This is a genomic window from Streptomyces sp. ITFR-21 (genome assembly GCF_031844685.1).
Lineage (GTDB): Bacteria > Actinomycetota > Actinomycetes > Streptomycetales > Streptomycetaceae > Actinacidiphila.
The window spans coordinates 1,713,524-1,726,142 of the sequence record NZ_CP134605.1; the positions used below are offsets into that span (position 1 = coordinate 1,713,524).

At 73.2% G+C, this 12,619-nt stretch carries 12 protein-coding genes; 8 read left to right on the forward strand and 4 right to left on the reverse strand.

Features of this window, described 5'->3' with window-relative positions:
• Positions 1-59 precede the first annotated feature (59 nt).
• On the reverse strand, positions 60-1,226 hold the full coding sequence (dusB, locus tag RLT57_RS07640; RefSeq protein ID WP_311296605.1) for a tRNA dihydrouridine synthase DusB: 1,167 nt from the start codon (positions 1,224-1,226) through the stop codon (positions 60-62).
• A gap of 173 nt (positions 1,227-1,399) precedes the next feature.
• Here dusB and RLT57_RS07645 point away from each other — a divergent pair, with 173 nt between their 5' ends.
• Positions 1,400-2,818 carry a DHA2 family efflux MFS transporter permease subunit gene (locus tag RLT57_RS07645; RefSeq protein WP_311300619.1) on the forward strand — a complete coding sequence of 473 codons (1,419 nt, stop codon included), beginning with the start codon at positions 1,400-1,402 and terminating at the stop codon, positions 2,816-2,818.
• Positions 2,819-2,852: 34 nt separating this feature from the next.
• Positions 2,853-3,380: a MarR family winged helix-turn-helix transcriptional regulator gene (locus RLT57_RS07650; RefSeq protein ID WP_311296606.1), complete on the forward strand. Its 528-nt coding sequence runs from the start codon at positions 2,853-2,855 to the stop codon at positions 3,378-3,380.
• 91 nt (positions 3,381-3,471) lie between these two features.
• Here RLT57_RS07650 and RLT57_RS07655 read toward each other — a convergent pair whose 3' ends face one another.
• Positions 3,472-4,365 carry a helix-turn-helix transcriptional regulator gene (locus RLT57_RS07655; protein ID WP_311296607.1) on the reverse strand — a complete coding sequence of 298 codons (894 nt, stop codon included), beginning with the start codon at positions 4,363-4,365 and terminating at the stop codon, positions 3,472-3,474.
• Between the two features lie 113 nt (positions 4,366-4,478).
• Here RLT57_RS07655 and RLT57_RS07660 point away from each other — a divergent pair, with 113 nt between their 5' ends.
• Complete coding sequence (locus RLT57_RS07660) at positions 4,479-5,963, forward strand: MFS transporter (protein WP_311300620.1); 1,485 nt, start codon at positions 4,479-4,481, stop codon at positions 5,961-5,963.
• Positions 5,964-6,198: 235 nt separating this feature from the next.
• Entirely contained in the window at positions 6,199-6,804 is a 606-nt protein-coding gene (locus tag RLT57_RS07665; protein ID WP_311296608.1) for a hypothetical protein, read from the forward strand.
• Here RLT57_RS07665 and RLT57_RS07670 read toward each other — a convergent pair.
• The gene (locus RLT57_RS07670) at positions 6,774-8,156 is read right to left on the reverse strand and encodes a glycine--tRNA ligase (protein WP_311296609.1); all 1,383 of its coding nucleotides are present in this window, start codon (positions 8,154-8,156) and stop codon (positions 6,774-6,776) included. The two genes, RLT57_RS07665 and RLT57_RS07670, sit on opposite strands and share 31 nt — an antisense overlap.
• 176 nt (positions 8,157-8,332) lie before the next feature.
• Here RLT57_RS07670 and RLT57_RS07675 point away from each other — a divergent pair, with 176 nt between their 5' ends.
• The 4 genes from RLT57_RS07675 to RLT57_RS07690 all read left to right on the forward strand — a co-directional run bounded on the left by RLT57_RS07675 (position 8,333) and on the right by RLT57_RS07690 (position 11,641).
• Positions 8,333-9,316: a metal ABC transporter substrate-binding protein gene (locus tag RLT57_RS07675; protein ID WP_311296610.1), complete on the forward strand. Its 984-nt coding sequence runs from the start codon at positions 8,333-8,335 to the stop codon at positions 9,314-9,316.
• Positions 9,313-10,083, forward strand: coding sequence for a metal ABC transporter ATP-binding protein (locus tag RLT57_RS07680; RefSeq protein ID WP_311296611.1), 771 nt, complete (start codon positions 9,313-9,315; stop codon positions 10,081-10,083). Before RLT57_RS07675 ends, RLT57_RS07680 begins: the two co-directional genes overlap by 4 nt.
• A complete protein-coding gene (locus RLT57_RS07685) occupies positions 10,083-10,991 on the forward strand; it encodes a metal ABC transporter permease (RefSeq protein WP_311296612.1) in 909 nt (302 codons plus the stop codon). Before RLT57_RS07680 ends, RLT57_RS07685 begins: the two co-directional genes overlap by 1 nt.
• Before the next feature lie 191 nt (positions 10,992-11,182).
• Positions 11,183-11,641, forward strand: a complete 459-nt coding sequence (locus tag RLT57_RS07690) for a Fur family transcriptional regulator (RefSeq protein WP_311296613.1) — start codon at positions 11,183-11,185, stop codon at positions 11,639-11,641.
• A 152-nt stretch (positions 11,642-11,793) separates the two neighbouring features.
• Here the strand turns inward: RLT57_RS07690 and RLT57_RS07695 are convergent, their stop codons facing one another.
• Positions 11,794-12,615 carry an isoprenyl transferase gene (locus RLT57_RS07695; protein WP_311296614.1) on the reverse strand — a complete coding sequence of 274 codons (822 nt, stop codon included), beginning with the start codon at positions 12,613-12,615 and terminating at the stop codon, positions 11,794-11,796.
• Positions 12,616-12,619 lie beyond the last annotated feature (4 nt).

The following is a 12,619-nucleotide window of genomic DNA, read 5'->3' on the forward strand; positions in this document are numbered from 1 at the left end:
CGGGCCGGGGCAGCCCGCCCGCGCGGCGGGCGCCCGGCGGGGCAGCCCCGGGGGCCCGGTCAGCCGCCGGAGGTGTCCGTTTCGGCGTCCTCGCTCAGCGCAGCGCAGTCGTACGGGTCGTCGAGCCAGCCGTCCGGGAGGACCACCCGCTTGCCCGGCGCGGTACGGCCGCGCGGGCCGTCGGCGTGGACCGGCCAGGGCTGGGCGTGGTCCAGCATCCCCAGGTGCTCGTCCAGTTCGGCGAGCGAGGAGGCGGTGGCCAGGGCGCGGCGCAGTTCGGAGCCGACCGAGAAGCCCTTGGTGTACCAGGGCACGTGCTTGCGGAAGTCGATGACCCCGCGGGCCTCGTCGCCGAGCCACCGGCCGAGCAGCTCGGCGTGCCGCCGCATCACGGCCGCGACCTGTCCGAAGTCCGGTGCCGCGGCGGCCCGGTCGGCGCCGGGTTCGAAGGCCGCCACCAGGTCGCCGAACAGCCACGGCCGACCCAGGCAGCCGCGTCCGACCACCACGCCGTCGCAGCCGGTCTCCCGCATCATCCGCACCGCGTCCTCGGCGCACCAGATGTCGCCGTTGCCCAGCACCGGGATGTCCGGGACGTGCTCCTTGAGCCGGGCTATGGCGTCCCAGTCGGCGGTGCCGCCGTAGTGCTGGGCGGCGGTACGGCCGTGCAGCGCCATCGCGGTGACGCCCTCCTCGACCGCGATCCGGCCCGCGTCGAGGTACGTCAGGTGGTCGTCGTCGATGCCCTTGCGCATCTTGATGGTGACCGGGAGGTCGCCCGCGTTGCCCACCGCCGCACGCAGGATCGCCCGCAGCAGGTTCCGCTTGAAGGGCAGGGCCGAACCGCCGCCCTTGCGGGTCACCTTCGGCACCGGGCAGCCGAAGTTGAGGTCGATGTGGTCGGCCAGGTCCTCGTCCACGATCATCGCGACCGCCTTGCCGACGGTGGCCGGGTCGACGCCGTACAGCTGGATCGAGCGCGGGGTCTCGGTGGCGTCGAAGCGGATGAGGTGCATCGTCTTCTCGTTGCGCTCGACGAGGGCGCGGGTGGTGATCATCTCGCTGACGAACAGGCCCCTGCCGCCGGAGAACTCCCGGCACAGGGTGCGGAAGGGCGCGTTGGTGATGCCCGCCATCGGGGCGAGCACGACCGGCGGCCACACGGTGTGCGGGCCGATCGTCAGAGCGCCCGTAGCGGGCGGGGCCAGGGCGGCGTCAGCGGTCATGCGACCCATTCTCGCGCACTCCCCCGGCAGCCCGCGGCCCCGCCCGCGGGCCTGTGGACAACTTCCCCCGGCCCCCGCCGCCCCCGAACCGCCCCCGTCCCCACTAGTTGTACGATATTAATGGTTAGACTCGTACAATCATTGGAGCCACCATCCATATCGAAGCCGACGCCATACCCGAGCTCACGCGTCAACGCCGTCTGCTCATTCTCGGCGTCTGCTGCCTGAGCCTGCTGATCGTCAGCCTCGACAACACGATCCTGAACGTGGCGCTGCCGTCCGTGCAGAAGGACTTCCACGCCGGTGTCTCCGGGCTGCAGTGGACGATCGACGCGTACCTGCTGGTGCTGGCCTCGCTGCTGCTGCTCTCCGGGTCGACCGCGGACCGCATCGGGCGCAAGCGGATCTTCCAGACCGGGCTGGTGCTGTTCACCTCCGGTTCCCTGCTGTGCAGCCTGGCGCCGGGCCTCGGCTGGCTGATCGCCTTCCGGATGGTGCAGGCGGTCGGCGGTTCGATGCTCAACCCGGTGGCCATGTCGATCATCACCAACACCTTCTCCGACGTGCGCGAACGCGCTCGGGCGATAGGCGTCTGGGGCGGGGTCATGGGCGTCAGCATGGCGACCGGGCCGATCGTCGGCGGCGCGCTGGTGCAGTCGGTCGGCTGGCGGTCGGTCTTCTGGATCAACCTGCCGGTGGGACTGGCCGCGCTGGTGCTCACCGCCCGCTACATCCCGGAGTCGCGGGCGCAGCGGGTGCGCCGGGCGGACCCGGTGGGGCAGGTGCTGGTGATCGCGCTGCTCGGCACGCTCACCTACGGGATCATCGAGGGGGCGGGCGCAGGCTGGACGTCCCCGCTGATCATCGGCTGCTTCGCGGCGTCGGCGCTGGCGGTGGCCGGGCTGGCCGGCTACGAGAAGCGGCGGGTCGACCCGCTGATCGACACCCGGTTCTTCCGCAGCGTGCCGTTCAGCGGGGCGACCTTGATCGCGGTCAGCGCCTTCGCCGCGCTCGGCGGGTTCCTCTTCCTCAACACCCTCTACCTCCAAAACCAGCGGGGCATGTCGGCGCTGGACGCCGGCCTCCACATGGTGCCGATGGCGGTGATGACGCTGATCTTCGCGCCGGTGTCCGGCCGCCTGGTCGCCTCCCGCGGACCGCGGGTCTCGCTGGTGCTCGCGGGCGTCGCGATGACGGTCAGCGGGGTCCTCTTCGCCGCCTTCGACGCGCAGTCCTCCGACACCCGGCTGTACGTCACCTACGTCCTGTTCGGCATCGGCTTCGGCTTCGTCAACGCGCCCATCACCAACACGGCGGTCTCCGGCATGCCCCGCGCCCAGGCGGGCGTGGCGGCGGCCGTGGCCTCCACCAGCCGCCAGGTCGGCCAGTCCCTGGGCGTCGCCGTCCTCGGTGCCGCCCTGGCCGCGGGCCTGCACGCCGGCGCGTGGTGGATCATCGCGGGCTGCGGCCTGTCGGTGCTGGTCCTCGGTACCCTGACCACCGGCCGCTGGGCCCGCGGCACCGCCGAGCGCACGGCGAGCCTGCTGACCCCGGAGCCGGAGGACGTACGGGTGACGGCGGTGAACGCGTGATCGCGACGAGGACGGGCTGAGGACGGATACGGCCATGGAGACGGGTACGGCCGAGGGCGCGGGTACGGACATGGAGACAGGTACGGCCGAGGGCGCGGGTACGGACATGGAGACGGGCGCGGCCCAGGGCGCGGGTACGGCCGCGGAGGGCGCGGACGCCGCCGAGCGGGTCTGGCGCAACCTGCGCGCCCTGGTCCTGGAGCGGAACGAGCGCCGCAAGGAGACCGCCGAGGCCCTCGGCATGAGCTTCTTCCGCGTCAAGGCGCTGCGCCGGATCGCGGCGGCCCCCTCCCGGATGAGCGAACTCGCCGCCGAACTGGCCTCCGACCGCCCCTATCTCACTCTCGTCGTCGACGACCTGGAGGGCCGCGGCCTGGTCGAACGGCGCCAGCACCCCACCGACCGCCGCTTCAAGATCGTCTCGGCCACCCCCGAGGGCCACCGGGCCGCCGCCCGCGCCAACGCCATCCTGGGCACTCCGCCGCCGGCCCTCCTCGCCCTGTCCCCCGCCGACCTGGCCGCCCTCGACCGCATCACCACGGCACTGGCCGCGCAGGACTGACCGCCGGCCCGAGACCGCGCCCGGCGCGGGCCCCGTCCGGCTGCGACCCCGACCAGCGCGGACCCCGCCCGGTTCCGACCCCGGCCCGGTCTCAGACCCCGACCGGGCTCCGCTCCGCGAGGATGCCGGCGTACAGCCGGTCCAGGCGCTCGCGGGAGACCTCGTCGACCGGGGTGTAGGTGGTCAGCCGCGGGCCCGCCTGGGGGCCGAGCCACAGGTTGGTGGAGTCGAAGGCCAGCGGGCCGACCACCGGGTTGAGGAAGCGCTTGACGTGCGTCTCCGGCTGGAGCACCTCGTGCCGCTCCCAGACCTCGCAGAACTCCGGCGACGCCTGCTGAAGGCGCTTCAGGAGGGCTTTCCAGGGCGCCTCGCCGAGGTGCTGGGCGAGCGAGACGCGGAACTTCGCGGCCATCAGCCGGATGTTCGTCTCGCGGTCCGGGACCTGTTCCTTCCACCGGGGGTCGGTGAAGCACAGCCACATCACGTTGCGGTCCTCGACCGGCAGCGCGTCGAGGTCGCCGACCAGCCGGCCGTAGGTACGGTTGTAGGCGATGATGTCGTACCGGCTGTTGAAGACGGCGGCGGGCATCGGCTCCAGCTGGTCGATCATCACCTGGACGGCGGGGGACATCCCCGGGCAGTCCAGGTAGGGGTGCGGATCGGGAGCGCCGGCCAGCGTGAACAGGTGGCGGCGCTCGTCCCGGTCCAGCATCAGGGCGCGGGCGATGGCGTCGGCGACCTGCCCGGAGACCTGGATCTCGCGGGCCTGTTCGAGCCAGGTGTACCAGGTGACGCCGACGGCGGCGAGCTGCGCCACCTCCTCGCGACGCAGCCCGGGGGTGCGGCGCCGGCGGCCGGGAGGCAGTCCGACCGACTCCGGGGAGATCCGTTCGCGGCGGCTGCGCAGGAAGGACGCCAGTTCGCGGCGGCGGCTCTCCTGGGCGTCCCGGGAGTCGGCGGCGGGCCGGTCCGTGGCTGCGGTCATGCCGCCAGGGTGCCCCAATCCGCAGCCGGTTGCCAGGTGGTCCGTATACCTGGATAAACGCTCTCTGGTACCCCCTTGGGAAGGGGGACAAGGTTGAGCGGGTGACCGACCGAATGCAGAAGAGCCCGACATCAAGGGCCGAGGTGCTGCCGCGCGTGACCCGCATCGGCGTGCCCGCCCGGCAAGCCCCGTCCCCCTCCGCCGCCAAGGCCGCCGCCCCGACGCTCAGCACGCTCGGTCTGTTCACCGTGCTGATCGGCGCGGCACTGCCCATGGTGGACTCGTTCATCGTGAACGTGGCCCTGCCCACCATCGACCGCGATCTGGACGCCGGCCCCGCGGTGCTGGAGATGGTGGTGGCCGGCTACGGCGTCGCCTACGCCGTGCTGCTCGTCCTGGGCGGCCGGCTCGGCGACATGTTCGGCCGCCGCAACCTCTTCCTGTGGGGTCTGGCGGCCTTCGCCGTGACCTCGCTGGCCTGCGGTCTCGCGCCCAACGCGTGGACGCTGGTGGCCACCCGCGTCGCCCAGGGCGCCTCTTCGGCGATGCTGCTCCCCCAGGTGCTCGCCACCATCCAGTCCGCCACCTCCGGCAGCAGCCGCGGCAAGGCGGTGAGCTACTACGGCGCCACGGCCGGTCTGGCCAGCGTGGTCGGGCAGCTGCTGGGCGGTCTGCTGGTCTCCGCGGACATCGCGGGCACCGGCTGGCGGGCGATCTTCCTGGTCAACGTGCCGGTCGCGGCGCTCGCCCTGGTCCTGGCGCCGCGCGTGGTGCCGGCGACCCGCTCCGCGCACCCCGCCCGGATCGACCGGGCCGGTACGGTGCTGCTCGGCGTGACCTTGATCACGCTGCTGCTGCCGCTGACCGAGGGCCGGGCGGCCGGCTGGCCGGTGTGGTCGTGGGCGCTGCTGGCGGTGTCGCCGTTCGCCGCGACGGGCTTCGTGGTGGTGGAGCGGCGCGGTGAGCGCGCCGGCGGCACCCCGCTGCTGCCGCCGTCGCTGGTCCGCATCCACAGCGTCCGCAGCGGACTGATGCTGCTCGTGCCGTTCTGCGTCGGCTTCGGCGGCTTCATGTTCGTCCTGGCGGTGGCCATGCAGGACGGGCTGCGCTTCGGGCCGATGGCCGCGGGCGCGGCGCTGGCGCCGCTGTGCGTGGCGTTCTTCGTGTCGTCGCTGCTGGGCCCGCGCGCGGTGGCCCGGTTCGGCCGCCGGACGGTGACGGCGGGATCGCTGACCCAGGGGGTCGGCCTGCTGATCCTGACCGGGACCTTCCTGTGGGGCTGGCCGCACCTGAGCATCTGGGCGCTGGCGCCGGGCATGGCGGTGGCCGGCTTCGGGCAGGGCCTGGTGATGCCGGTGGTGATCAGGATCGTGCTCAGCGAGGTGCCGCCGCAGCAGGCGGGCGTGGGCGGCGGTGCGATGGCCACCACCCAGCAGTCCAGCCTGGCGCTCGGCGTGGCGACGGTCGGCACCCTCTTCCTGACCCTGTCGTCCTCGGTGGGCATCAAGGACGCGCTGGCCTGGACACTGCTGGCCGAACTGCTGACGGTGGCGGCGACGATCACGCTGAGCCTCAGGCTGCCGCGCCGGCTGCTCTGAGCCCGCTCGCCCGCGGCCGGTCCCGCCGCCCGGGGCGGGCGGCGCGACCCGGCGACGGAGGGGGCGGCAGGACCCGGCGACGGCAACCGGGCGGAACCGGCCGCCGGACCGGTCCCTTCGGCCGCTTCGGCCGCGGCACCGGTGCGCGGCCCGCTGCCGGGCAGGCTTCCGGGAGGGTTTTCGCCCTGCCCGGCGTTGTGCAGCACGCGGGGGCGGACCGGAGGGAGACACAGCGATGTCCGTGAGCGAGAGGTCGGCCCGCCACCCGAGAGCCGTCCACCTGCCCGCCCCCCGCGCCGCGCCCCCGGACGCGCCCGTCCCGGTGCTCCGCCGCTGGCCCGGATACGCGCTGGCGGCCTGCGGTGCGGCCCTCGTACCCTGGCTCGTCGTGCTGGCCACCGGGCTGCCGCCGACCACGGCGGTTCCGCACTTGACCACCGCCTGGGTCGGCCTGGACGCCATGGAGGCGGTCGGCCTGATCGCCACGGGCCTGCTCACGGTGCGGCGCCACCCCGTCCGGTCGGCCGCCGCCGCGGCCACCGCGATGCTGCTCGTCGTCGACGCCTGGTTCGACGTCATGACCTCCTCGGGCGCCGACCTCACCGCGGCCCTCCTGATGGCCTTCGCCGCCGAACTCCCCCTGGCCGCGGTCTGCGCCGCCCTCGCCGTCCGGGCCTTCCCCCGGCCGGCCGCCGGCGCCGCAGGACCCGGCCGGGACCCTGGCGGAAGCCCCGCCGGGGCCCCCGGACGCGCCGCGACGGACCGGCTCGGGAGGGAGCCGGTCCGTCGGCAGGGGACCGTCCGCAGGCGTCAGCAGCCGAGGAGGCGCCCGCCCAGGTAGGACTCCACCTGGTCCAGCGAGACCCGCTCCTGCTTCATGGTGTCCCGCTCCCGTACCGTGACCGCGTTGTCCTCAAGGGTGTCGAAGTCCACCGTGACGCAGAACGGCGTGCCGATCTCGTCCTGGCGGCGGTAGCGGCGGCCGATCGCGCCCGCGTCGTCGAACTCGATGTTCCAGCTCTTGCGGAGCGCGGTGGCCAGGCCCTTCGCCTTCGGCGAGAGCTCGGGGTTGCGGGAGAGCGGGAGGACGGCGACCTTGACCGGGGCCAGCCGCGGGTCGAGCCGCATGACCGTGCGCTTCTCCATGGCGCCCTTGGCGTTGGGGGCCTCGTCCTCGTTGTACGCGTCGAGCATGAAGGCCAGCATGGCGCGGTTGACGCCGGCCGCGGGCTCGATGACGTACGGGAACCAGCGCTCGCCCGCCTCCTGGTCGAAGTACGACAGGTCCTGGCCGGACGCCTTGGAGTGGGCGGACAGGTCGAAGTCGGTGCGGTTGGCGACGCCCTCCAGCTCGCTGAACTCCTGGCCGCCGAAGTTGAAGCGGTACTCGATGTCGGCGGTGCGCTTGGAGTAGTGGGAGAGCTTCTCCTTGGGGTGGTCGTACCAGCGGATGTTCTCCTCGCGGATGCCGAGGCCGGTGTACCAGTTCCAGCGCTCCTGCATCCAGTACTCGTGCCACTTCTCGTCCTCGCCCGGCTTGACGAAGAACTCCATCTCCATCTGCTCGAACTCGCGGGTGCGGAAGATGAAGTTGCCGGGGGTGATCTCGTTGCGGAACGACTTGCCCATCTGGGCGATGCCGAACGGCGGCTTTTTCCGCGAAGTGGTCTGAACCTGGCCGAAGTTCACAAAAATGCCCTGCGCCGTCTCGGGCCGCAGGTACGCCACCGAGCCGGCGTCCTGGGTCGGGCCGAGGTGGGTCTGGAGCATGCCGGAGAACTGCTTGGGCTCGGTGAAGGCGCCCTTGGTGCCGCAGTGCGGGCAGTTGACGTCGGCCAGGCCGTTGGCCGGCGGCTTGCCGTGCTTCGCCTCGTACGCCTCTTCCAGGTGGTCGGCACGGTAGCGCTTGTGGCAGGAGGTGCACTCGGTCAACGGGTCGGAGAAGGTGGCGACGTGGCCGGAGGCGACCCAGACCTCGGGGGCGAGGATCACCGACGAGTCGATGCCCACCACGTCGTCACGCGAAATCACCATGGCGCGCCACCACTGGCGCTTGATGTTCTCCTTGAGCTCCACGCCCAGTGGTCCGTAGTCCCAGGCGGCCTTGGAGCCGCCGTAAATCTCGCTGCTGGGGAATACGAAGCCACGGCGCTTGCTCAGGCTGACGATGGTGTCGATCTTGTCGGCGGCCACGGTGCTCTCTTCAGTACGACGAAGCGGTCAGTTGTCCCAGATTACCGGCGGGTGCGGGGCGCTTATCAAATCCGTTCGGCGACCTGCAAGGACAGCGCGAGCTCCCGGTGGTCGCCGTGCGTCCCCCCATGGGGGGCAATTGACAATCGTTTCCAGTCTAGATGAAAATGAGAACCATGAACGCCCTCCGCCGGGTGATACCGGCCACCGCCCTCGCCGCGGCCGCCGCCCTCGCCCTGCCGGCCCTGTCCGGCTGTTCCGGGACCGCCTCCGCCGAGGGCGGCAGGGGCGCCGGGCGGGACGGGAGGCTCAAGGTGACCGCGTCCTTCTACCCGCTGGAGTTCGTGGTCCGGCGGATAGGCGGCGGATACGTCGACGTCACCGACCTCACCAAGCCCGGCGTCGAGCCGCACGACCTGGAGCTGTCGCCCCGGCAGGTGGCCCGGCTCGGCGACAGCGGCCTGGCGGTCTACCTGCGCGGCCTGCAGCCCGCCGTGGACGCCGCGGTCGAGCAGTCCGGGGTGCGGCACACCGTGGACGCGGCGGCGCTGACCACGACCGAGGACCACGGTACCGAGGTGGACGGCCGGCACCACACCACCGGCGGGAACGGCAGCGGCGGCCGGAGCGAGGACGCCGGCGCCGACCCGCACATCTGGCTGGACCCGGTGCGCTTCGCCCAGGTCGCCCGGGGCGTCGGCGCGGCACTGGCACAGGCCGACCCCGCGCACGCGGCGGCGTACCGGAAGGGCACCGACACACTGGTCGGCGAGCTCGGCGCGCTGGACGCGGCCTTCCGCGCCGGGCTGCGGAACCGCGCCTGCGACACCTTCGTGACCACCCACGCCGCCTTCGGCTACCTCGCCGAGCGCTACGGCCTGGTCGAGGAGGCGATCAACGGCATCGACCCGGAGAGCGAGCCCAGCGCGGCCCGGATGAAGGCGCTCCAGGACCTGGCCGCGCGCAGCGGCGTCAGCACGGTCTTCTTCGAGCCGCTGGTCAGCGACCGGGCCGCCAAGGCGGTGGCCGGCGACCTGGGGGTGCGCACCGACGTGCTGGACCCGATCGAGGGCATCACCGGCGCGTCCCGCGGCGCCGACTACTTCCAGGTCCAGCGGGCCAATCTGCGGGCGCTGCGCACCGCGCTGGGGGCGAGGTGAGCGCGGCCGGGCGGCAGACGGTGGTCCGGCTGACCGGCGCCCGGGTCTCGCTCGGCGGCCGGCCCGTGCTGCGCGGCGTCGACCTGGCGGTGGCGCGCGGCGAGGTGGTGGCGCTGCTCGGCGCCAACGGCTCGGGCAAGTCCACCGCGGTACGGGCGGTGGTCGGCCGGGTGCCGCTGTCGGCGGGCGGCTGGGAACTGTTCGGCACGCCCGGCGCGGACTTCCGGCAGTGGGCGCGGATCGGCTACGTACCGCAGCGCACCACCGCGGCCGGCGGGGTGCCGGCGACGGTACGGGAGGTGGTCTCCTCCGGGCGGCTGTCCCGGACCCGGCTGCGGCCGCCCGGCCGGGCCGACCGGGCCGCGGTGGACCGGGCGCTGGACCGGGTGGGCCTCACCGGCCGGGCCCGGGACCCGGTGGACGCGCTGTCCGGCGGCCAGCACCAGCGGGTGCTGATCGCCCGCGCGCTGGCCGGCGAGCCCGAACTGCTGATCATGGACGAGCCGATGGCGGGGGTGGACCTGGCCAGCCAGGACGTGCTCGCCGGCACGCTGCGCGAACAGGTCGCGGCGGGCGGCACCGTGCTGCTGGTCCTGCACGAACTCGGGCCGCTGGAGCCGCTGATCGACCGGGCGGTGGTGCTGCGGGACGGCTGCGTCGTCCACGACGGGCCGCCGCCCCGGGGCGTCGGGCAGCACACGCTGCCCGGCCACGACCACGTCCACCCGCACGCCGCGCAGGCGTACCCGAAGGGCCGGCCGCTCTAATGGAGATCCTGGACTACGCCTTCATGGACCGGGCGCTGCTGGCCGCCGCGCTGATCGGGGTGATCGCGCCCGCCGTCGGCGTCTTCCTGGTGCAGCGGCGGCAGTCGATCATGGGCGACGGCATCGGCCACGTCGCCCTCACCGGGGTCGCGCTGGGCTTCCTGCTCCAGGTCAGCCCGGTGTGGACGGCGGTGGCGATCGCGGTGCTCGGCTCGGTCGCCATGGAACTGATCCGCTCGTACGCCAGGACGCGCGGCGACGTCGCGCTGGCCATGCTCTTCTACGGCGGCATGGCCGGCGGGGTGATGATCATCTACCTGGCGCCGAACGGCTCCACCGCCAACCTGACCACGTACCTCTTCGGCTCCATCCTCACCATCGCGCCGCAGGACATCGTGCCCATGGCCGTGCTCGCGGTGTTCGTGCTGCTGGTGACGCTGGGGCTGCGGCGACAGCTGTTCGCGGTCTGCCAGGACGAGGAGTTCGCCCGGGTCGGCGGGCTGCCGGTGCGGGCGTTGAACCTGCTGCTGGCGGTGACCGCCGCGGTCACCGTGACGGTGGCGATGCGGATCGTCGGGCTGCTGCTGGTCAGCGCGCTGATGGTGATCCCGGTGGCCGCCGCCCAGCAGGTCACCCGGGGCTTCGCGTGGACGCTGGCGGCGTCGATGCTGATCGGGGTGGTGGTGTCGCTGTCCGGGACGGTGTTCTCGTACTACGTCGACGTGCCGCCGGGGGCGAGCATCGTCCTGGCCTCGATGGCGGTCTTCCTGCTGATGACGGCCGTCGCGGCACCGCTGGCCGGGCGGCGGGCCCGCCGGGCCGCGGCCGAGCGGGAGCGGTGCGCCCCGGACGTGGCGCTGCCCGCCCCGCGGCCGGCCGGGACGCGGGAGACGACGGTAAGGACCTGAACCGGGCTCGGCCTGGCACAATGGGCGACCGGACAGCTGTCCCGCGGCGCCACCCGGGGCCGGGCGCCACCGGACGGACCGGCGGCGGCGACCGAGCGGCCGGCACGGCGGCACAGACGCCCACGACGCCAGGGACGGCGGACATGCCACAGACGCCACAGACGCCCGAGAAGACCCAGAAGGAGACACCGGTGAGCACCGCCAAGCATCCCGTGCGCGGCCGTTCGACCCGGCAGCGGGCCGCCGTTTCGGCCGCCCTCGAAGAGGTCGACGAGTTCCGCAGCGCACAGGACCTGCACGACCTCCTCAAGCACCGCGGCGACTCGGTGGGCCTGACCACGGTCTACCGGACCCTCCAGTCGCTGGCCGACGCGGGCGAGATCGACGTGCTGCGCACCGGCGACGGCGAGTCGGTCTACCGGCGCTGCTCCGGCGGCGGCCACCACCACCACCTGGTCTGCCGGATCTGCGGCAAGGCGGTCGAGGTCGAGGGTCCCGCGGTCGAGAAGTGGGCCGACGCGATCGCCGCCGAGCACGGGTTCGCGGACGTGGCGCACACCATGGAGATCTTCGGCACCTGCGCGGACTGCGCCGCCGCCGGGCCGGCCGGGTCCGGTGCCGGGTCCGCTCCCTCCTCCTCCGCGCCGTAGCCCGCGCCCTCCCCCCGGACGCGGCGGGAGCCGGCGAAGGCGCCGGCTCCCGCGGACGGGCGTCGGACCGCCGGCAGCCCCGCCCAGCCCCGGTCATCAGCCCCGGCCAGCCCCGCCCAGCCCCGGTCATCAGCCCCGGCCAGCCCCGCCGGTCAGCCCCGCAGGATCTGCTCCTCGTTGGGGACCGCCCCGCCGAAGCGCCGGTCCCGGGAGGCGTACTCCATGCAGGCCCGCCACAGGTCGCGCCGGTCGAAGTCGGGCCAGAGCACGTCCTGGAAGACCATCTCGGCGTAGCTGCTCTGCCACAACAGGTAGTTGGAGGTGCGCTGTTCGCCGCTGGGCCGCAGGAAGAGGTCGACGTCCGGCATGTCCGGGTAGTACAGGTACTTGGCGAAGGTCTTCTCGTTGACCTTGGCCGGGTCGAGCCGGCCGGCGGCGACATCGCGGGCCACCGCCTGGGCTGCGTCGGCGATCTCCGCCCGGCCGCCGTAGTTGACGCAGAAGTACAGCGTCATGGCGTCGTTGCCGACGGTCTGCTCCTGGGCGACCTGGAGCTCCTGGACCACCGACTTCCACATCTTCGGCATCCGGCCGACCCAGCGGATACGGATCCCCAGCTCGTCCATCTCGTCGCGGCGGCGGCGGATCACGTCGCGGTTGAAGTTCATCAGGAAGCGCACCTCGTCCGGCGAGCGCTTCCAGTTCTCGGTGGAGAAGGCGTAGAGCGACAGGTTCTTGACGCCGATCTCCAGGCAGCCCTTGAGCACGTCCATGACGACGCCCTCACCGACCCGGTGGCCCTCGGTACGGGGCAGCCCGCGCTCCTTGGCCCAGCGGCCGTTGCCGTCCATGACGACGGCGACGTGCTTGGGGACGAGCTCGCCGGGGAGCTTGGGGGCCCGGGCACCGGAGGGGTGCGGTTCCGGGGTCTTGTACGCGGTTCGGTTACGGGCCAGAATCCCGCGACGTGCCATGGTC